This is a genomic window from Mycolicibacterium wolinskyi (assembly GCF_002101965.1).
In the GTDB taxonomy this organism is placed as follows: Bacteria; Actinomycetota; Actinomycetes; order Mycobacteriales; family Mycobacteriaceae; genus Mycobacterium; species Mycobacterium wolinskyi.
Genome location: NZ_LQQA01000009.1, coordinates 1 through 20,808, shown reverse-complemented (window position 1 = coordinate 20,808; position 20,808 = coordinate 1). Strand labels below are relative to the sequence as shown.

17 protein-coding genes and 1 pseudogene are annotated in these 20,808 nt (G+C 65.4%); 11 read left to right on the top strand and 7 right to left on the bottom strand.

Annotated elements, in window-relative coordinates:
- Window positions 1–7: 7 nt before the first annotated feature.
- The 4 genes from ettA to AWC31_RS07465 all read left to right on the top strand — a co-directional run bounded on the left by ettA (window position 8) and on the right by AWC31_RS07465 (window position 7,680).
- The gene (ettA, locus tag AWC31_RS07480) at window positions 8–1,681 is read left to right on the top strand and encodes an energy-dependent translational throttle protein EttA (protein ID WP_067847444.1); all 1,674 of its coding nucleotides are present in this window, start codon (window positions 8–10) and stop codon (window positions 1,679–1,681) included.
- A gap of 97 nt (window positions 1,682–1,778) precedes the next feature.
- The gene (locus tag AWC31_RS07475) at window positions 1,779–6,623 is read left to right on the top strand and encodes an NAD-glutamate dehydrogenase (RefSeq protein WP_085143666.1); all 4,845 of its coding nucleotides are present in this window, start codon (window positions 1,779–1,781) and stop codon (window positions 6,621–6,623) included.
- A gap of 44 nt (window positions 6,624–6,667) precedes the next feature.
- A complete protein-coding gene (locus AWC31_RS07470) occupies window positions 6,668–7,030 on the top strand; it encodes an acyl-CoA thioesterase (RefSeq protein ID WP_085143844.1) in 363 nt (120 codons plus the stop codon).
- Window positions 7,027–7,680, top strand: coding sequence for a DUF8010 domain-containing protein (locus AWC31_RS07465; RefSeq protein ID WP_085143665.1), 654 nt, complete (start codon window positions 7,027–7,029; stop codon window positions 7,678–7,680). The genes AWC31_RS07470 and AWC31_RS07465 overlap by 4 nt, the downstream gene beginning before the upstream one ends.
- 69 nt (window positions 7,681–7,749) lie before the next feature.
- Here the strand turns inward: AWC31_RS07465 and AWC31_RS07460 are convergent, their stop codons facing one another.
- Window positions 7,750–9,288, bottom strand: coding sequence for a glycoside hydrolase family 13 protein (locus AWC31_RS07460; protein ID WP_085143664.1), 1,539 nt, complete (start codon window positions 9,286–9,288; stop codon window positions 7,750–7,752).
- Window positions 9,288–9,692, bottom strand: coding sequence for a globin (locus AWC31_RS07455; RefSeq protein ID WP_085143663.1), 405 nt, complete (start codon window positions 9,690–9,692; stop codon window positions 9,288–9,290). Before AWC31_RS07455 ends, AWC31_RS07460 begins: the two co-directional genes overlap by 1 nt.
- A 289-nt stretch (window positions 9,693–9,981) precedes the next feature.
- Here AWC31_RS07455 and AWC31_RS07450 point away from each other — a divergent pair, with 289 nt between their 5' ends.
- From AWC31_RS07450 to AWC31_RS07440, 3 genes are read left to right on the top strand one after another with little or no spacing between them, the layout of a single operon-like run.
- A complete protein-coding gene (locus tag AWC31_RS07450) occupies window positions 9,982–10,626 on the top strand; it encodes an HNH endonuclease (RefSeq protein ID WP_067847435.1) in 645 nt (214 codons plus the stop codon).
- A 52-nt stretch (window positions 10,627–10,678) separates the two neighbouring features.
- Window positions 10,679–10,912, top strand: coding sequence for an aa3-type cytochrome oxidase subunit CtaJ (gene ctaJ, locus AWC31_RS07445; protein ID WP_067847432.1), 234 nt, complete (start codon window positions 10,679–10,681; stop codon window positions 10,910–10,912).
- The gene (locus AWC31_RS07440) at window positions 10,899–11,384 is read left to right on the top strand and encodes a DUF5130 domain-containing protein (protein ID WP_085143662.1); all 486 of its coding nucleotides are present in this window, start codon (window positions 10,899–10,901) and stop codon (window positions 11,382–11,384) included. Before ctaJ ends, AWC31_RS07440 begins: the two co-directional genes overlap by 14 nt.
- 104 nt (window positions 11,385–11,488) lie before the next feature.
- Here AWC31_RS07440 and AWC31_RS07435 read toward each other — a convergent pair whose 3' ends face one another.
- From AWC31_RS07435 to AWC31_RS07415, 5 genes and pseudogenes are all read right to left on the bottom strand, one after another.
- On the bottom strand, window positions 11,489–11,833 hold the full coding sequence (locus AWC31_RS07435) for an HNH endonuclease (RefSeq protein ID WP_110774962.1): 345 nt from the start codon (window positions 11,831–11,833) through the stop codon (window positions 11,489–11,491).
- A 144-nt stretch (window positions 11,834–11,977) separates the two neighbouring features.
- Window positions 11,978–14,548, bottom strand: coding sequence for an aminopeptidase N (gene pepN / locus AWC31_RS07430; RefSeq protein WP_085143660.1), 2,571 nt, complete (start codon window positions 14,546–14,548; stop codon window positions 11,978–11,980).
- A 37-nt stretch (window positions 14,549–14,585) separates the two neighbouring features.
- Entirely contained in the window at window positions 14,586–14,969 is a 384-nt protein-coding gene (locus tag AWC31_RS07425; RefSeq protein ID WP_085143659.1) for a DUF732 domain-containing protein, read from the bottom strand.
- A 145-nt stretch (window positions 14,970–15,114) separates the two neighbouring features.
- Window positions 15,115–15,314, bottom strand: a pseudogene (locus AWC31_RS07420) (transposase); the annotation flags it as partial.
- A gap of 253 nt (window positions 15,315–15,567) precedes the next feature.
- Window positions 15,568–15,900 (bottom strand): MarR family winged helix-turn-helix transcriptional regulator, encoded by a 333-nt coding sequence (locus tag AWC31_RS07415; protein WP_207626317.1) that lies wholly within the window; start codon window positions 15,898–15,900, stop codon window positions 15,568–15,570.
- A 232-nt stretch (window positions 15,901–16,132) separates the two neighbouring features.
- Here AWC31_RS07415 and AWC31_RS07410 point away from each other — a divergent pair, with 232 nt between their 5' ends.
- The 4 genes from AWC31_RS07410 to AWC31_RS07395 all read left to right on the top strand — a co-directional run bounded on the left by AWC31_RS07410 (window position 16,133) and on the right by AWC31_RS07395 (window position 20,518).
- On the top strand, window positions 16,133–16,777 hold the full coding sequence (locus tag AWC31_RS07410; RefSeq protein WP_085143657.1) for an FMN-dependent NADH-azoreductase: 645 nt from the start codon (window positions 16,133–16,135) through the stop codon (window positions 16,775–16,777).
- Window positions 16,778–17,604: 827 nt separating this feature from the next.
- Window positions 17,605–18,204 carry a TetR/AcrR family transcriptional regulator gene (locus AWC31_RS07405; RefSeq protein WP_085143656.1) on the top strand — a complete coding sequence of 200 codons (600 nt, stop codon included), beginning with the start codon at window positions 17,605–17,607 and terminating at the stop codon, window positions 18,202–18,204.
- Window positions 18,205–18,240: 36 nt separating this feature from the next.
- Window positions 18,241–18,963: a dienelactone hydrolase family protein gene (locus AWC31_RS07400; RefSeq protein WP_085143655.1), complete on the top strand. Its 723-nt coding sequence runs from the start codon at window positions 18,241–18,243 to the stop codon at window positions 18,961–18,963.
- A gap of 37 nt (window positions 18,964–19,000) precedes the next feature.
- On the top strand, window positions 19,001–20,518 hold the full coding sequence (locus AWC31_RS07395) for an FAD-dependent monooxygenase (RefSeq protein ID WP_110774961.1): 1,518 nt from the start codon (window positions 19,001–19,003) through the stop codon (window positions 20,516–20,518).
- Window positions 20,519–20,808: the final 290 nt, after the last annotated feature.

Sequence of the window (20,808 nt, the reverse complement as noted above, 5' to 3'; positions counted from 1 at the left end):
CAACGGCATGGCCGAATTCATCTACACGATGCGGAAGGTCCGCAAGGCGCACGGCGACAAGGTCATCCTTGACGACGTCAGTCTGAACTTCCTTCCCGGCGCGAAGATCGGCGTCGTCGGCCCGAACGGTGCCGGCAAGTCGAGCGTCTTGCGGATCATGGCCGGTCTGGACCACGCCAACAACGGTGACGCGATCCTCGCCCCCGGCGCTTCGGTCGGCATCCTGCAGCAGGAGCCGCCGCTCGACGAGACCAAGACGGTCCGCGAGAACGTCGAGGACGGCGTGGCGATCAAGGCCAAGCTGAACCGGTACAACGAGGTGGCCGAGCTGATGGCCACCGACTACACCGATGAGCTCATGGAAGAGATGGGCAAGCTCCAGGAGGAGCTCGACGCCGCCGACGCCTGGGACATCGACAGCCAGCTCGAGCAGGCGATGGACGCGCTGCGGTGCCCGCCGCCCGACGACCCGGTGACCCACCTGTCCGGTGGTGAACGCCGCCGCGTCGCGCTGTGCAAGCTGCTGCTGTCCAAGCCGGACCTGCTGCTGCTCGACGAGCCAACCAACCACCTCGACGCCGAGAGCGTGCTGTGGCTCGAACAGCACCTGGCCAGTTACAAGGGCGCGATCCTCGCCGTCACGCACGACCGGTACTTCCTCGACAACGTCGCCGAGTGGATCCTCGAGCTCGACCGCGGCCGGGCCTACCCGTACGAGGGCAACTACTCGACCTACCTGGAGAAGAAGGCCGAGCGCCTCGAAGTCCAGGGCAAGAAGGACCAGAAGCTCCAGAAGCGGCTCAAGGACGAGCTGGCCTGGGTCCGTTCGGGTGCCAAGGCCCGGCAGGCCAAGAACAAGGCCCGCCTGCAGCGCTACGAAGAGATGGCCGCGGAAGCGGAGAAGACGCGCAAGCTCGACTTCGAGGAGATCCAGATCCCGGCTCCGCCGCGACTGGGCAACGTCGTGGTCGAGGTCGAGCACCTCGACAAGGGCTTCGAGGGCCGCACGTTGATCAAGGACCTGTCGTTCACCCTGCCGCGCAACGGCATCGTCGGCGTCATCGGTCCCAACGGTGTCGGCAAGACCACGCTGTTCAAGACCATCGTCGGGCTCGAGCAGCCCGACAGCGGCACGGTCAAGATCGGCGACACGGTCAAGCTGTCCTACGTCGACCAGAGCCGTGCGGGCATCGATCCCAACAAGACGGTGTGGCAGGTCGTCTCCGATGGCCTGGACTACATCGAGGTCGGCCAGAACGAGATCCCGTCCCGGGCATACGTCTCGGCGTTCGGGTTCAAGGGCCCCGATCAGCAGAAGCCCGCGGGCGTCCTGTCGGGCGGTGAACGCAACCGCCTCAACCTCGCGCTGACCCTCAAGGAGGGCGGCAACCTGATCCTGCTCGACGAGCCGACCAACGACCTCGACGTCGAGACGTTGTCGTCGCTGGAGAACGCGCTGGAGAACTTCCCCGGCTGCGCCGTCGTGATCTCGCACGACCGGTGGTTCCTCGACCGCACCTGCACGCACATCCTGGCGTGGGAGGGCGACGACGACAACGAGGCCAAGTGGTTCTGGTTCGAGGGCAACTTCGGTGCCTACGAGGAGAACAAGATCCAGCGGCTGGGTGCGGAGGCGGCGCGTCCGCACCGCGTGACCCACCGGAGACTGACCCGGGACTGATCCGGGACCGGGGTAGGAGCGGAGCGACTCGGGGGACGACTAAGGTCGCGGTTACGTACCAGTGCCGGTACGAGGACGTGAGTCAGGAGTGATCCGTATGACGGCGTATCCGGGATCCGTTCCAGGACAGGAGAAAAGCGAACGGGAAGGGCAGGACGCCACGTCGGCGGTGATCCGTCGCCTCGCCGTGGCATTCCTCTCGACCTATCGGGCTCCGCAGGCCGATGCCCCCGGCGTCGCGGCGACCGGGCCGCTGTCCGTCGGCGCTCCCGAGCAGCTGGCCTCCGACGCGACCGTGGCAGCTCATTACGAGCTGGGCCGTCGCCGTGCGCCGGGGGAGACCAAGGTCGCGGTCTACCCGGGCGATGCCGACACTGGTCCGGCTCTGCAGATCGTCACCGACCAGGCGCCGCTGCTTGTCGACTCCGTCACGGTGCTGCTGCACCGGCACGGCGTGGCGTACACGGCCATCATGAACCCGGTGTTCCGGGTGCGGCGCGGCGCCGACGGGCAGTTGCTCGACATTCGTCCCGCGGCCGAAGCGGCCGGGGCCGAGGGTGTCGACGAATGTTGGATCCTCGTCCCGATCACCGGTGCGGCCGACGGCGGGGCACTGACCGAAGCGACGCGCCTGGTCCCCGGCATCCTCGCCGAGGCGCGCCAGATCGGGCTGGACTCCGGTGCGATGGCCGCCGCACTCCACGGCCTGGCCAACGACCTCGCCACCGACGTCCGAGGGCATTTTCCGAACGCCGACCGCAAGGACGTCGCCGCGCTGCTGCGGTGGCTGTCCGACGGGCACTTCGTGCTTCTGGGCTACCAGCAGTGCGCCATCAGCGACGGGCAGGCCTCCGTCGACCCGGCCAGCAGGCTCGGGGTGCTGAGGCTGCGGGAGGACGTGTTGCCACCGCTGACCAACGCCGACGATCTGTTGGTCCTGGCACAGGCGACCATTCCGAGCTACCTGCGGTACGGGGCATACCCGTACATCGTCGTCGTACGGGAGAACGCAGCTGCGTCGCGGGTGATCGAACACCGCTTCGTCGGGCTGTTCACCGTCGCGGCGATGAACGCCAACGCACTCGACATCCCGTTGATCTCGCGGCGTGTCGAGGAAGCCCTGGCGATGGCGCACCGCGACCCGAGCCATCCCGGTCAGCTTCTGCGCGACATCGTCCAGACCATTCCCCGCCCAGAGCTCTTCGCGCTGAGTTCCAAGCAGCTGCTGGAGATGGCGCTGGCCGTGATCGATCTGGGATCGCGGCGCCGTACGCTGCTGTTCCTCCGTGCCGACCAGCTCGCCCATTTCGTGTCGTGCCTGGTGTATCTGCCGCGTGACCGCTATACGACCGCGGTGCGGCTCGAGATGCAGAACATCCTGGTTCGCGAACTCGGCGGCACGAGCATCGACTACTCGGCTCGAGTGAGTGAGTCCCCATGGGCCGTCGTGCATTTCACCGTCAAGCTGCCCGACGGGACGCCGGCGAACACCGTCGACACGTCCACCGAGAACGAAGCCCGCATCCAGGCCCTGCTGACCGAGGCGACCCGCAACTGGGCCGACCGGATGACGAGCGCGGCCGCTGCCGCCGAGCTCAATCCCGCAGCGGTCGAGCACTACGCCCGGGCCTTCCCCGAGGATTACAAACAGGCCGTCGTGCCGGCCGACGCGATCAAAGACATCGCGATCATCGAAGCGCTGCAACCCAATTCGGTGAAATTGGTGTTCACCGAGGGCGATGAGGATCCGATCGCCAAGCTCACGTGGTATTTGGGTGGGCAGTCGGCGTCGTTGAGTGAATTGTTGCCGATGCTGCAGTCGATGGGTGTGGTGGTGTTGGAGGAGCGGCCGTTCACGGTCGCTCGGGCCGATGGTTTGCCGGTGTGGATCTATCAGTTCAAGATCTCGCGGCACCGCAGTATCCCGGCTGCTACCGATGCCGCCACGGCCGAGCGGTTCGCCGATGCGGTGACCGCGATCTGGCATGGCCGGGTGGAGATCGACCGGTTCAACGAGCTGGTGTTGCGGGCGGGGTTGACCTGGCAGCAGGTGGTGATCCTGCGGGCGTATGCGAAGTATCTGCGGCAGGCGGGTTTTGCCTACAGTCAGTCGCACATCGAGTCGGTGCTCAACGACAATCCGCATACGTCGCGGTCGCTGGTGGAGTTGTTCGAGGCGCTGTTCGATCCGTCCGAGGACGGCTCGCAGAGCCGCGATGCCCAGGGTGCGGCCGCCGCGGTGGCCGCCGATATCGATGCGCTGGTCAGTTTGGACACCGACCGGGTGTTGCGGGCGTTCGCGTCATTGATCCAGGCGACGTTGCGTACCAACTACTTTGTGCAGAGCCCGGATTCGGCTCGGGCGCGTAATGTGTTGGCGCTCAAGCTCAACCCCGGTTTGATCGATGAGTTGCCGCTTCCGCGGCCGAAGTTCGAGATCTTCGTGTACTCGCCGCGGGTGGAGGGGGTGCATCTGCGGTTCGGGTTCGTCGCGCGGGGCGGGTTGCGCTGGTCGGACCGCCGCGAGGATTTCCGCACCGAGATCCTGGGCCTGGTCAAGGCGCAGGCGGTCAAGAATGCCGTCATCGTGCCGGTCGGGGCCAAAGGCGGGTTCGTCGTCAAACATCCGCCGGTGGCCACCGGCGATGCCGCGGTCGATCGGGAGGCCACCCGCGCCGAAGGGGTGGCGTGCTATCAGCTGTTCATCTCGGGCCTGCTCGATGTCACCGACAACGTCGACAAGGCCACCGGTGCGGTGGTGACTCCGGCCGATGTGGTGCGTCGCGACGGGGAGGACGCCTATCTGGTGGTGGCCGCCGACAAGGGCACCGCGACGTTTTCCGACATCGCCAACGAGGTGGCCAAGTCCTACGGGTTCTGGCTGGGTGACGCGTTCGCCTCGGGCGGGTCGATCGGCTATGACCACAAGGCGATGGGCATCACCGCCAAGGGTGCCTGGGAGTCGGTCAAACGCCATTTCCGCGAGATGGGCGTCGACACCCAGAGCCAGGATTTCACCGTGGTCGGCATCGGCGACATGAGCGGGGACGTGTTCGGCAACGGCATGTTGCTGTCCCAACACATCCGATTGGTGGCCGCGTTCGACCACCGCCACATCTTCCTCGACCCCGACCCCGACGCGGCCGCCTCGTGGGCCGAACGTCGTCGGCTGTTCGAACTGCCGCGCTCGTCGTGGGAGGACTACGACCGCGCGTTGATCAGCGAGGGCGGCGGGGTGTACAGCCGCCAACAGAAGTCGATCCCGATCAGCCGCCAGGTGCGTACGGCGCTCGGGATCGAGGCCAACGTGGAGGAGTTGACTCCGCCGGCGTTGATGAAGGCCATCCTGCGTGCACCCGTCGATTTGTTGTGGAACGGCGGCATCGGCACCTACGTGAAGGCCGAGTCCGAGGCAGACATCGATGTCGGGGACCGCGCCAACGACGCGATCCGGGTGTGCGGTAATCAGGTGCGGGCCAAGGTGATCGGTGAGGGCGGCAACCTCGGGGTGACATCGCTGGGGCGCATCGAGTTCGATTTGGCGGGCGGGCGGATCAACACCGACGCGCTGGACAACTCGGCCGGGGTGGACTGCTCCGACCACGAGGTCAACATCAAGATTCTCATCGACTCGCTGGTGACCGCGGGCAAAGTCACCCCGGACGAGCGCACCGAGCTGTTGTTGTCGATGACCGACGAGGTCGGCGAGTTGGTGCTCGTCGACAATCAAGACCAGAACGATCTGATGGGCACCAGCCGCGCCAACGCCGCCAGCATGCTGTCGGTGCATGCCCGCATGATCCGCGACTTCGTCGCCAACCGCGGCCTCAACCGCGAGCTGGAGGCCTTACCGTCGGAGAAGGAGATCCGTCGTCGCACCGAGGCCGGGATCGGTTTGACCTCACCGGAACTGGCCACGTTGATGGCCCACGTCAAGCTCGCCCTCAAAGAGGACGTGTTGGCCAGCGATCTGCCCGATCAGGAGGTGTTCGCCTCGCGGCTGCCGTCCTATTTCCCGGTCAAGCTGCGCGAGCAGTTCGGCAGTGAAATCCGGGCGCATCAACTGCGCCGCGAAATCGTGACCACCATGCTGGTCAACGACCTCGTCGACACCAGCGGCATCAGCTACGCCTACCGCATCACCGAAGACGTCGGCGTCGGCCCCGTCGACGCGGTACGCGCCTACGTCGCCACCAACGCCATCTTCAACGTCGGCACCGTGTGGCGCCACATCCGCGCCGCCGCCGACACCGGCGTACCCACCTCGGTCACCGACCGCATGACCCTCGACCTGCGCCGCCTCGTCGACCGCGCCGGCCGCTGGCTGCTCAACTACCGGCCCCAACCCCTGGCCGTCGGCGCCGAGATCAACCGGTTCGCCGCCAACGTCGCGATGCTCACCCCACGCATGTCCGAATGGCTACGCGGCGACGACAAAGCCATCGTCGCCAAGGAAGCGGGGGAGTTCGCCGCGCAGGGCGTCTCGGAGGAGCTGGCCTACACGGTGGCGACCGGGCTGTACCAGTACAGTCTGCTCGACGTCATCGACATCGCCGACATCGTCGACCGCGATCCGGTCGAGGTCGCCGATACGTACTTCGCGCTCATGGACCACCTCGGAGCCGACGGACTGCTCACCGCGGTGTCCCGGCTCAGTCGCGACGATCGGTGGCATTCGCTGGCACGCCTGGCCATACGCGACGACATCTACGGCTCGCTGCGGGCCCTGTGCTTCGACGTGCTCGGTGTCGGCGAACCCGACGAGACCGGCGAGGAGAAGATCGCCGAGTGGGAGATGACCAACAGCTCCCGGGTGACACGTGCCCGCCGCACACTCACGGAGATATACGAAGATGGGGAGCGGGATCTGGCCACACTTTCCGTCGCGGCCCGCCAGATCCGCAGCATGACGCGAACGAGTGGAACGGGAACGACTGGGTGACGAGCTTTGTAGCGCCGGTGCACGTGCGCTGGTCCGACATCGACATGTACCAGCACATCAACCACGCCACCATGGTGACCATCCTCGAAGAGGCCCGGATACCGTTCCTGCGTGAGCCTTTCGGCGAGGAGATCACGACCATCGGCCTGCTCATCGCCGAGGTCAACATCGTCTACAAAGGACAGTTGCGGCTCGTGGATTCCCCGCTGCAGGTGACCATGTGGTCGAAGCGGGTGCGTGCGGTCGACTTCACGATCGGTTACGAGGTGCGGTCGGTGTCCGCCGCGCCGGACTCGAAGCCTTCGGTGATCGCCGAAACCCAACTGGCTGCCGTGCACATCGAAGAGCAACGGCTGCAACGCTTGTCACCCGCACAACGCGCATATTTAGAGCACCATCTGCGATGACCGGCCCCGAACGAGGCCTCTGGGTGGAGGATCCGCGTCATCGCGAGGATCTGATGGCGTTCGTCGAACGCGCACTTCGCCTCGACGAGGCCGCGGTGGTCAGATTGCGTGAGCGTGCTCCCGAGCTCGTGGTGGCTTGGGTGGCAACGGGTTTCGACGTGCTCGCCAGCCGCGTGGTGTCGGCGCGGGTGCGTCCGTCCGACCTGTCGGCGGGGGCCGATGCCCTCGCTGCGGGATTGTCGGCGCCTGGCGGCTACGTGGATCCGGGTTTTCCGATGGATTCGGCGTGGCGCGGTGGGTTGCCGCCCGAGGCCGGCTTCGCCCATCTTGACGACGTCCCGGCCCGGGTGATGCTCGACCTGGCGCAGCAGGGCATCGCGCTCGCCAAGGAGCACAGCAGCGCCCACGGCCCGCCGGCCTCGCTGCTGGACCAGGAGGTGGTCGGTGTCAGCGCGAACGACATCAGTGTGGGAATTCCGATGCGGTGTGTATTCGCCTTGACGGCAATGGGTTTCCTGCCGCAGTCGGGTGACGAGGTGAGCGCCGACGAGATCGTGCGGGTGCGGGCGCATCCGGCGTGGCTGCGAATCGACGCGAGGTTCGGTTCGGTCTACCGGCGCCGCGGCGGCGACCCGGCCTTACTTCTCTAGCGCGAGCAGACGCGTTGGTACCCAAGAACGCTCGTTCTTGGGTACCTACGCGTCTGCTGGGCGGGGGGATCAGACCATCCACACCGCGGTGTTGGGCGGCAGAACGCCACCGGTGAGCGGACCGCTGGCCAACAGGATCTCACCGGCGGGCAACGGCAGGGGATCGGGTCCGGTGTTGAGTGCGCATACCAGCCCGCCGGGCCGCCGGAACGTTGCCTCGTCGAGCCATTCGATGCCGCCGCCGTCGAATTCGGCGCGGCCGGAACGCAATTGCACGGCCTCACGGTAGAAGTTCAAGGTGGAAGCCGGGTCGGCAAGCTCGTGTTCGACCGTCAACGTGGCCCAGTCCTCGGGCATCGGCAACCAGGTGTCGGCGGTCGTCGAGAACCCGAACGGCGGCGCGGTACCCGACCACGGCATCGGCACCCGGCACCCGTCGCGGCCGCGCTCGGTATGTCCGGACCGTTCCCAAACCGGATCCTGCAGGACCTCGTCGGGCAGGTCGACGTTGGCCAGGCCGAGTTCCTCGCCGTTGTAGATGAACACCGCGCCCGGCAGCGCGAGCATCACCAGTGCCATCGCGCGAGCCCGCGCCAGGCCGAGCGGGCCGCCGCCGTAGCGGGTGACCTCACGTTCCACGTCGTGGTTGGACAGCGTCCACGTCGGCGTCGCACCCTCAAGGGCCGCCGCGGCCATCGCGTTGTCGATCGCGTCGCGGATCTCGGTCGCGTCGAATTCTGCTTGTACCAACCGGAAGTTGAACCCCAGGTGCAGCTCGTCGGGCCGCAGGTAGCGGGCGAAGCGCTCGTTGCCGTGCACCCACACCTCGCCGATCGCCACGGCGCCCGGATAGTCGTCGAGCACCGTGCGGATGAACCGGTGGATGTCGTGCACGCTGTCGTTGTCGAAGCGGGGGTCGTCGTCGCTGTTGCGCAGCAGCGCGGTGTCGGTCACCGACATGTCCGGCAGGTCGGGCGGCTTGGCCATGCCATGGGCGACGTCGATGCGGAACCCGTCGACCCCACGGTCCAGCCAGAACCGCAGCGTCTTCTCCAGATCCTCGAACACCTCGGGGTTTTCCCAGTTCAGATCCGGCTGTCCAGGATCGAACAAGTGGAGATACCACTGCCCGGGTGTGCCGTCGGGTTCGGTGACGCGCGTCCACGCCGGGCCGCCGAACACCGACACCCAGTTGTTGGGTGGTGTCGCACCGTCGGGCCCGAGGCCGTCGCGGAAGATGTAGCGATCGCGGCGGCCCGGGTTGGCCAACGCTTCGACGAACCACGGATGAGCCGAGCTGGTGTGGTTGGGCACCAGATCCATCGTCACGCGGATGCCTCGGGCGTGCGCCGCGTCGAGCAATCGGTCCAGGGACTCCAGATCACCGAACAGGGGATCGACGTCGCGCGGGTCGGCGACGTCGTAGCCGTGGTCGGCCATCGGCGACACCATCACGGGATTGAGCCACAAGGCGTTGACTCCGAGCGCCGACAAGTAGTCGAGTTCGGCCCGTATCCCGTCGAGGTCCCCGACGCCGTCCCCGTTGCTGTCGCGAAACGAGCGCGGGTAGGCCTGGTAGAACACGGCCTGCGACCACCACTCGGCCATCAGAACGCCGAGTTGACCATCGAGTCCGCCGCCATCTCCAGATAATCCAGCAACGCCTTGCGATGTGGGTCGTCGAGCGTCGCGGAATCGATCTCACCGACCGCGATGTGCATGTTCCGCAGCCAGGCGTCGCGTTCGAGGTAGCCGATGCGGAACGGGGCATGCCGCATCCGCAACCGCGGATGGCCACGCTGGTCGGAATAGGTCCGCGGCCCGCCCCAGTACTGCTCGAGGAACATTCGCAGGCGCTCCTCGGCGCCCTCGAAATCGTCCTCGGGATACAGCGGATGCAGGATCTCGTCCTCGCGCACCAGTTGGTAGAACCTCGACACGATGGCGCGGAACGTGTCGTGGCCACCGACTTCGTCGTAGAAGGATCGTTGAGCGGCCGTCACACCCTCCATTGTGCCGATCAACCGCGGGCGCCGCGTTCCGGTGGTGTCAGCAGTGGTGGCGCGGGTCCGCGCACTTGTAGATATGACGACGTCGATGAACAGGCCAGGGGGTAATCACGCGTGGAGGCGTGGGTGTCCAGAGGCGCATTTCTACAGATGTAAAGCTCGCCCAGGCGCTACTGCATTAGCCGGGCTAATTGATTCGTCATGCGGTGTTCACTCAACCGCCCAGGAAACTCACTCAGAATTGTCGTGCGATCGCGCGAGATCCGTGGTGGACTGTGTCCTCGGAGGCTCTATGGCGCACAGCAAAAAAGGCCACTCACGACGGACCGGTCACTTATCCGGCCCATCGGGACCTCACGCGCCGAACCGCCCGCTGCACAGCGTCGAAACCTTCGCGACGAGCAATCCCGAAGCGTCACTGTGGGGCCGCCGCCGGGTTCTCCTGCTCAATTCGACCTACGAACCGCTGACCGCGCTGCCGCTGCGCCGCGCGGTCATCATGTTGATGTGCGGTAAAGCCGACGTCGTCCATGACGACCCGGCAGGCCCGCTCATCCATTCGGCGACCAGGACGATCGTCGTCCCGTCGGTGATCCGGCTGCGCACGTTCGTGCGGGTGCCCTATCGGGCCCGCATCCCGATGACCCGCGCGGCGCTGATGCACCGCGACCGGTTTCGCTGCGCCTACTGCGGCGGCCGGGCCGACACCGTCGACCATGTGGTGCCGCGCAGCCGCGGCGGTGAGCATTCGTGGGAGAACTGCGTCGCGGCGTGCGCGTCGTGCAACCACCGCAAGGCCGACCACCTGCTGGCCGAGCTCGGGTGGACGCTGCGGGCGGTGCCGATGCCGCCCAAAGGCCAGCATTGGCGATTGCTGTCGACCATCAAAGAGCTCGACCCGGCCTGGGTGCGCTATCTCGGCGAGGGCGCGGCGTGACGGACGCCTTACTGTCGGCGCGCCGACACATCGCGACTGATACGGTTTGCGCGTGAGCACAGCACTTACCCATTCCCTCCTCGGAGGGGTTCCGCTGGTGTTGTTCGCGGTCCTGGCGTTGATCTACCTCACCCGTAAGGGACCGCACCCGGACACGTACAAGATGTCCGACCCGTGGACCCACGAGCCGATCCTGTGGGCCGCCGAGGAGCCCCGCGATCACGGGCATGCAGGGCACGATTCGCACGGAGTCACGATTGGAGGCGGCGCAAGTGGCAAGTGGTAGCCATACAACGGAACTCGCGACGGCCCCGCCCGCTGATCTCGACCTGCCCTACGGCTACGCGCTGACGTCCAGCGGGCGGATCTCCGGCGTCACCGAACCCGGTGAGTTGTCGGTGCACTACCCGTTCCCGACCATGGACCTCGTCGTGCTCGACGACGCCCTGAAGTACGGGTCGCGCGCGGCCAAGGCCCGGTTCGCCGTCTACATCGGCGGTCTCGGCGTGGACACCGCGGCGACCGCCCGCGAGATCCTGGCCAAGGTGCCGACGCCCAACAACGCGGTGCTGCTCGCGGTCTCACCCGACCAGCACGCGATCGAGGTCGTCTACGGCGCCGACGTCAAAGGCCGTGGTATCGAAGAGGCCGCACCGCTCGGCGTCTCGGCAGCCGCCGCGTCCTTCAAGGAAGGCAACCTCATCGACGGGCTGATCAGCGCCGTGCGCGTGCTGTCGGCCGGCGTCTCACCTGCCTGAGCCTGTTTGCTTTGCACCTTGCACCTTGCACCGCGAGCGACCGTGTTTGTACGCCGACACTCCGTGATCGGCGTACAAACACGGTCGCTCGTCGCATCTCAGCGCTACGGCGCGGTCAGGCTCGCACGAATCTCCACGTAGCGCGTCAAGAACTTCCGCTCGTCGAGGCGTTTGCGGCGCAGCCACCCGGTGACCTCGTCATTGCATTTGCTCGCATTGCATGACGCGCACGCGGGCACCACGTTGTCGACGGTGTAGCGCCCGCCTCGAGATATCGCCATCACGCAGTCCCGCTGAAACGGGCCGTCCGTGGCGCAGCAGTAGGCGCATCCACCCCACGCGGTCTTGATCGCTTCCCATTGCGCGTCGGTGAGGTCGTTGACGACGGCATCGAGCCGACGCTTACGCCTGCGCGAATACCGGGCACTACGAGTTCGACTGACCGCCACGGGCCAAGCGTATGAGCCCGGCGAGCGACCGCGTTTGTACAGCGATCACGGCGTGTCGCTGTACAAACACGGTCGCTCGCGGTGCCAGGGGACCCGCGGTGCCAGCCAACCCGCGGTGCCAGCCAACCCGCGGTACCAAGCCTGCTAGCTGACGTCGAAGGCGCGGGCGCGGAGCGAGCGCTCGACGCCAGCGCGGCCTTCCAGGACGAGCCGACGGAGTGCGGGTGGCACCTCCGGATCGGACAGGAAGCGGTCGGCGGCGTCGAGCCCGTCCTGGCTGATGTCCCAGGACGGGTAGAGCCCGATCACGACGGTCTGGGCGACTTCGCTGGATCGCCGCTCCCATACCCCGGAGATCGCGCCGAAGTAGCGGTCCCGGAACGGCGCGAGCAGCTGCTCCTGTCCGGGCTGCACGAATCCGCCGACGATCGCGCGGGTGGTGATGTTGGCGATGGTGTCGTCTTCGATCACCTGCTCCCATGCCCCGTCCTTGACGGCTGCCTGCGGGCGCGCGGCAGAGGCCGCCGCGGCGTGGCGCCTGCCTGCCGCGGTTAGGTCACGCTGCACTTCGGCGTCGATGAACGGGGTCTCGGTGCCGTCGGCGTCGATCTGCCCGGAGCGCGCGAGCGCGGTCACGATGCGCCACCGCAGGTCGGTGTCGACCACGAGGCCGGGCAGGCCGAGCGAACCCTGATCCTTGTCGAGCAGATCGGCCAGCAGCACCGCGTGATGCGTCGACAGCACCGAGGTGGTCAGCGCGTTGACGAACGCGAGCTGGTGATCGGAGCCGGGCTCGGCGCCGCGGGCCAATTCCACCAGGCGGTCGGCGAAGGCCGGCCAGCCTTCGGCGTAGGCCCACCCCGGCTCGGCGTAGGCGCCGAGCGCGGTTTGCGCCTGCAGCAGCAGCCGCTGCGCCACGCCGACCTCGGACTCGGCGTGGATACCGCCGGTCACCAGCGCCACGAAGTCGCGGGCCTTCATCTCGGCTTCGCGCGTCATCTCCCAGGCCGCAGACCAGGCCAGCGTGCGGGGCAGCGAATCGGCGATGTCGGCGATGCGGGTCAGCACGGTCGACAGTGAATCGGGGTCGAGCCGCAGCGAGCAGTAGGTCAGATCGTCGTCGTTGACGAGGATCAGCTTGCCGCGTGAAACACCGACGAGCCCAGGGACTTCCGTCGACTCGCCTTCGACGTCGAGCTCTTCGCGGTGTACGCGCACGAGCTTGCCGTCCACGTCGTCGTACACGCCGACCGCGAGGCGATGCACCCGGGTCTCACCGGCGCCGGGGGCAGCGCCCGACTGCGCGATCGCGAAGCGGGTGAACGCACCGGACGAGTCGACGTCGAAGTCGGCGCGCAACGTGTTCAAACCCGTTGTCTTGAGCCACTGTTGGCCCCAGCCCGACAGGTCGCGGCCGGACGCCTTCTCCAGCGCGCCCAGCAGGTCACCGAACGTGGCGTTCGCGAAGGCGTGATCGCGGAAGTAATCGCGCAGCCCGGCCAGGAACTCCTCGAGCCCGACGTAGGCAACGAGCTGCTTGAGCACCGAAGCGCCCTTGGCGTAGGTGATTCCGTCGAAGTTCACCTCCACGGCGGCCAGATCCGGGATGTCGGCGGCGACCGGATGCGTCGAGGGCAGCTGATCCTGCCGGTAGGCCCAGGACTTCTCGACGTTGGCGAACGTCGTCCACGCCTGCTTGTACTCGGTCGCCTCGGCCTGGCACAGCACCGACGCGAACGTCGCGAACGATTCGTTGAGCCACAGGTCATCCCACCACGTCATGGTGACGAGGTCGCCGAACCACATGTGCGCCATCTCGTGCAGCACGGTCTCGGCCCGGCGCTCGTACGAGTAGCGCGTGACCTTCGACCGGAAGACGTAGTCCTCCAGGAAGGTCACCGCACCCGCGTTCTCCATGGCGCCCGCGTTGAACTCCGGCACGAACAACTGGTCGTACTTGCCGAACGCGTACGGGGTGCCGAAGTTGGCGTGGTAGAAGCCGAAACCCTGCTTGGTCTCGGTGAACAGCCGGTCGGCGTCCATGAACTCGGCGAGCGACTTGCGGCAGAACAGGCCGAGCGGGATCTTGCCGTGTTCGTCGGAGTACTCGTCACGCCACACCGCGTACGGGCCGGCGATCAACGCGACGAGGTATGTGCTCATCCGCGGAGTCGTGGCGAAGGTGTGCGTGCCGCCCTCGGCCGAGATCGTCGCGCCGTTCGAGATGACCTCCCAGTGTGGGGGCGCGGTGACCGCGACGTCGAAGGTCGCCTTGAGGTCGGGCTGGTCGAAGCACGCGAACATGCGCTTCGCATCGGCGGTTTCGAACTGCGAATACAGGTAGACCTCGTCGTCGACGGGGTCGACGAACCGGTGCAGGCCCTCGCCGGTGTTGGAGTAGAAGCAGTCGGCGTCGATCACGACGACGTTGTTCTCGGCGAGCCCGACGAGCGGGATACCGGTCGATTCGTCATATGCCGATACGTCGATGGGCTTGCCGTTGAGCGTCGCGCTGTGGATCTTGGCGGCCGCGAGGTCGATGACGGTGTCAGCACCGGCCAGCGCGGTGAACTCCACGGTCGTCGTCGAGCGAAAGGTGCGCTCGCTCGGCTTGCCTTGTCCGTCGGTGAGGTCGAGGACGATCCGGTAGTTGTCGACGGTGACCAGAGCCGCGCGCTCGATGGCCTGATCGCGAGTGAGATTGGGAAGTACCACCCGTCCAACCTAATGGCTGGCCGCGGGTCGGGCCCGGCTACGGGCGCAAAGCGGTCAACCCGCCCAGCCCGGGGACCGTCAGCATGCGCAACAGGGTGCCGTCGCCGATCTGCGACATCATCTGCGGGCAGTACATCGAGATGGCGATGCCGGCGAAGAACGACGCTATCTCGGGGGACAGGCCGCCGTCGCCGCGCAGCTTGGTGGCGACCGATGCGAAGTTCTTGCCGGGCTCGACCAGCATCGGGCAGACCTGCTGGCCCAGGTTGACGGCAGTGGCCGGATCGTTGTACCCCACGCCGGCGTTGTTGAGCGCGCTCAAAAACGAGTCGTCGACGGGGTCGGCGTTGGCGGGTGCGGCGGTCAACACCCCTGCGGCGGCGACGGCCGCGATCAACGGCACGACGGTGCGAGCGATCATGATTTCTCCTCAGTTGTCACGGAGAGCACTCAGAGCGCTCTAGTACCTTGAGCAACGTTGGTTTACCAGGGTCACAGTGGCAACACGATTCGGTAAAGATCCGCACACTATGCGTTTCCTGTGCGTCATCTTCTGTAGAGATGCAATCGGTCAACACCGTCCCGGCATGAATGCCGTTACGGATGTTTTCGGTCCCGGCACCGGGCGGATCGTGTTTCTCATAGCCCAGTGCTCGGTCATCTCCTCGTTGAGCGCGCTTTCGAGCAACGTTCTGGTCAGCTGTTTGAGCAAACCCTCGGGCCCAGTCAGCGACAAACCTTGCTCCTTCGCCAGCCGCACCAAACTCGACCGCAGCCTGCTGCTCTGCAGACTGCTCAACCTGCTTCTTCTTCGCCACATCATCCAGTGTCGTCATCACGGCACACTCCCCGCCGAGCAACGCTCAGCGTGTCAGGCCAGAAACACCGATAAATTCACAGTCCCGAGGTCGACAGCGGGAGTCTGCATCATTCACTTGCTGCGCAACACATTTCGCCTCACATCCCGCAAGTACTGGGATGAGATTAACCAGCGTGGATCGCGTCTATCTGCGCAATGGTCATGACTTGCGGATGTGAGTGTTATGGGCGTTCAGTTCGGCTCTGGCTAGGTGGTGGAGCAGTGTCCTTAGGCTCTGTTGTTGTTCGGGGTCGAGTGGCGCGAGCAGGCTTTCCTCGGCGGCTTTGAGGCGTCGGCGTGCGCGAGAGAGTGTGGTGCGGCCTTTCTTGGTCAACTCGAGGTGTCGGGTGCGGCGATCATTGGGGGCCGGCGTGCGTGTCACCAAGCCTGCGTCCTCTAGATCGTCGAGCAGGTAGGTCATGATTGTGCGGTCGACTCCGAGGTAGTGGGCAAGCGCGAGTTGACTGCGTGGTGGCCCGTGCTGCGTCGTCATCAGTACTTGGTAGCCGCGGGGACCGCCGGGCAGATCGCTCAGTAGGTCATCGGTGAGTCGACGATATCGGCGAACGACGGCGTGCAAGGCCCAGCCTAGGTCCGTCCCGTCTTCACCCCGCGTGCTCACTGCGTCAGCCTAACTCACTATGCGGTGTAGAATATGGTCTGTTTTTCATACGATCGTGGATGTAGATGTTCTGGGAGAGCCAACAAATTGAAGGAGGGGACTCATGCGCACCCTGTGCCGCGTCGATAGCAGCATCCAAGGCGACAGATCGGTGACACGTGAGATCTCCGACACGCTGGAACGCGCTTGGCGTGCCGCTGTTCCCGACGGGAAGGTTATTCAACGTGACCTGCTGACCACGCCACTGTCCCCGGCTACCTGGACCGACGCGCTCGCCGCTCGCGTAACCGAAGAACGCACCCCCGAGCAACAGGTCGCCGTTAACCTTGCCGCTGAACTAGCCGACGACCTACTCGGGGCGGACGCCATCGTCATCGGCGCGCCGCTGTACAACTGGGGGCCGTCCGGGCATATCAAGTGCTGGATCGACATGCTGTGGACTGACCCTCGCTTCGCGCCTCAGACTTACCCTCTGCGCGGCAAGCCGATCGCATTGGTCGCTGCCCGTGGCGGCGGGACATCGCCCGGCGCACCCCATGAGGGGTGGGACCACTCGATGCCATACCTGTTGCGAACCTTCGGACCTGATGTATTTGGCGGCGACGTCAACCTGATCGAAACAGAGTTAACGCTCGCCGACCGCAGTCCGGCGATGGCACACCTTCGCCAGAATGCGGCCGAACTGCGCGCCCAGAGTCACGTACTGGCCGAGCAGATCGGCGCCACATTGGCCAAACGTGCAGCCTGATATGACCCTTCAGCGACTTGAGGTCAGGCAACGTCGGTTCTGATCGATCCAGGTGGTTGCGGTGGATTGATGTCGGTAAGCCGTTCGAGTGGTTTTTGAAATACCGCGCCAGCGCCAGCGCGGACCCGGTCGACCAGGTGGTCGTTGACGGTACGCCCATGAGCCCATAGCGCATCGGTCAGCTCACAGACTCCCTGGACGCCCCCGATGTTCTTGGGTTGTGTATTTCTCTGCATATCGTCGCAATCGCAGTGGGGCGTGGTGATATAGCCTGCGCGCCAACGCCATCAGCCAGGCTTGTCGAACTAGCCCCGCTGCTCACACGCAGCGGAGAGCACCTCGCGGAGCACGTCGAGAGGTCCAGCACCCGGCCACCGACAGCTGTCCGGGCGACGTCATCTCCATACCGCGAGCCGGCCCCCACCGCCACCAAAAAGCGACCGACGCCGACTTGCGCCGCGGCAGCCACCGTGGCGGCCATCGCTCCGGCGGAGAACATGTACATTCCGTCGACCCACGATAGGAGTCGTTGCGTCGAATGCTGATCGGCAATATCGGCCTTCACTATCTCAACGTCTACCGGAAGCATTACGGATGACGGGTCACATTTCACGGCAACAACGTCGACGTCCTCCACTTGCAAGTGGCCGACAGGGCAGTGCCAACGTGGCCCGTCGTGCCAGTAACGAGGACTCTCATGCTTTGGCAATTCCCTTCGTCGGGATCGGTGTGTGACCGCTGTTCCGTGGAGGGCCGCCGACGGTACCGGACAGACTCCGCCGAGTGCACGGTAGCGGAAACGATCGTTTTCGTTTAGCGTGGCGAATATGCCTCGGTTGAGTGAAGAAACCCGCGAGCGTCGACGTCAGCACATTCTGGCGAGCGCGTGGATGTGCTTTTCTCGCAATGGTTTTCAGGCGACATCGATGGATGAGGTGATCGCAGCGTCGGGTATGTCCTCGGCCGCGGTCTACCGATATTTCCGCAGTAAGGAAGAGATCATCCATGCCAGCGCGAGGGAGGGGGTGGGGCGGGTGGCCGGTGTCTTTGCGGCCTTGCTCGCAAGTGAGCCGTGCCTGTCGCCGGCGCAGAGTTTCGAGCTGTTTGAGGCTGAGCTGCGTAGGAGGACTGACAATCCGGGCTATGACATGACCCGTATTGCGTTGCAGGCGTGGGCCGAGGCGTTGCGTGACCCGGTGTTACACGATCTGCACCAAGAGCAGTATCGGGGCGCGCTCGACATCGCGACCAAGCTCGCACGACGTTGGCGCGATGTCGGTTATCTACCGGCGACTGCGGAACCCGAGGCGGTCGCGACGACGCTGTTCACTGTGCTGCATGGGCTCATCGTCGTCCACCTCACCGTTGGCGGCGTCGATTTCGGCGCGCTTCGCGCCGGGCTCGCCGCACTGGGCTCTGCGGTCTGAGTACCACTTTTTCCCTTTTCACTGTGAGGAGAGCGCATGACTGATATTGACCTGGCAAGTTTTGCCGCCACTCGTGCGGGCTCACCGTGCTTGCGTGGATACCTTGCCACGCCGGCGGGCGCTGGACCGTGGCCGGGCGTGGTGGTGTTGCATGAGGGGTTCGGCCTAACTGAAGCCATGCGTTGGCACGCCGACAGGCTCGCCGGTTTCGGCTATCTCGCGCTCGCGGTCGATTTGTACACCGATGGTCCCAAGGCGCGGTGCATGATTGCCACGATGCGCGCGATGCACCGGGGCCACGGTCGCGCGTTCGCCGATATCGCCGCTGCGCGTGATTACCTGATCGGCCGTGACGACTGCACGGGCAAGACCGGGGTTATCGGTTTTTGTTTGGGGGGCAGTTTCGCGCTGCTTACGGCGTCGAATGGGTTTGACGCGGCGTCGGTGAACTACGGTCCGCTGCCGAAAGATCTCGACGCGGCACTTGTCGGGGCATGTCCGGTCGTGGCCAGCTACGGCGCTAAAGATCCGACGCTGCGTGGGGCGGCGAGCAAACTCGACGCGGCGTTGGAGAAAACCGGCGTGGTCTATGACCTCAAGGAATATCCGGCGGCCAGCCACGCCTTCCTCAACGATGTCGATGCCGGACCTCGCTTGTTGCAGCCCCTGGTGCGGGTCACGGGCATGGGCCCCGAACCCGAATCCGCACGCGACGCGTGGAACCGGATCGAGATCTTCTTCGCCGCCTATCTGCGCTGATCTAGCGCACCCACATCCCTTGGCAGAAAGACCAATAATGACACCTACACAGCAGCCGAAACTGCCGATCCTCGTCGTGGGAGCCGGGCCCACCGGCCTGTCCCTGGCCATGGAACTACACGTAGGCGGTGCAGAGGTGATCCTGCTGGACCGGCGGCCGAATCGTGGTGTCGACGGGTCGCGCGCGGCTGGCATGGCGCCCCGCACGATCGAGATGCTTGACCAGCGTGGGATCGCTGGACGATTCCTGGAGAAAGGCATGTCCCTCGGTTTCGGAAACTTCGCCGCGATCCCTCTCGACTTCAGCCAGTTGCCGACGCGATATCCGTTCTCGCTGGGAATCTTGCAGGCCGAGACCGAAGTGCAACTCGAAGCGCGCCTCACCGAGCTGGGGGTTCCGGTCCACTGGTCGTGCGAAGTCGTCGAACTGCGCCAGGATGACGGCGGCGTCGAGCTCACCTACATCGGGCCGGATGGGTCGCAGACGATCTCAGGTAGTTATGTGGCGGGCTGTGACGGTGGGCGTTCAACGATCCGGAAACTTGCCCACATCGACTTTCCTGGAATCCCAGCCACCACATCGTGCATTATTGCCGATGCGGCGCTCGCCGACCCGCCTGCCGCCCCCATCTTTCTACAACGCTTCGACGGGGGCGTGTTCACCTGCATCCAGCTCCGGCCTGGCTGGCATCGCGTCCTCGCTGCACAGGCTCCGGGCACGAAAATGAAAACCGGCGCAGTAACTCTCGACGAGCTTCGCGCGGAGATGGTCCGGATCGTCGGGACCGACTACGGCCTGCAAGACGCCACGTGGCTGTCGCGGTTCGGCAATGCTGCGCGCCAAGCTGCCCAATACCGAAAGGGCAGAGTCTTTCTCGCCGGAGACTCCGCCCATATCCACACTCCTGCAGGTGGCCAGGGCATGAACACCAGCATGCAAGACGCGTTCAACCTGGGTTGGAAGCTTGCTGCCGTGTGGCGCGGCGATGCTGAAGACGGCCTGCTCGACACCTATCACGACGAGCGCCATCCCGTGGGTGAGCGGGTCCTGCGAAATACCAAAGCCCAAGAGGCATTGCTTAACATCGGCGAGCCGACCACCGAGCTCCGCGAAATTTTCACTGTGTTAACCAGATTCCCCGAAGCCAACAAGTACCTGGGCGAGATGATTTCAGGGCTGGATGTTCACTACGAAACTGATGGTCAACACCCACTTGTCGGCCACCGAGTGCCAGACATCGACATCACAAGCCCCGACGCCGTACGGATCTTTGAACTGCTCTCCGACGCCCTGGGAGTGCTGGTGAACTTCAACCAGAATGTTCAACTGGCCAAACAGGTCGAGGGTTGGGCAGGGAGAGTTCGGTATGTCGCCGCGACGTGCCCCGAACAACCATGGGCAATTCCCGGACTCGGTGAAATACCGGCCCCATCGTCGCTGCTCATTCGACCGGACGGGTACGTGGCATGGGCCAATTCGGAAAGCTCTGACCTGACGGGCCTGCGCGACGCCCTCACCAGGTGGTTCGGCCTCGGTCTGACTGTGACAGGTTGATCCAGACCCGTTAGGACCGGTTTGTTTTGGCCCCACTCCAGTGTTGATCCATCGAACAGGGTTGCGATGGAGAGGAGCCTGGGGTGGAGGTTCGCAGCGATTCACCATGATGCCCGTGTCGAAGGTCTGTCGATCCGCGAGCGGGTAGAAGCCTTTGTGCCCCAGGAACATCCGCCGGGCGCCGAAGCCGAGGTCGACTTCGGTGAGGTCTGGTCGTCAGCGCTCGCCGAGGATACAGTCCTCCGGTGGGTAGACAGTCGCTCGCCACCGTTCGCAACTGCCGCCGTTGC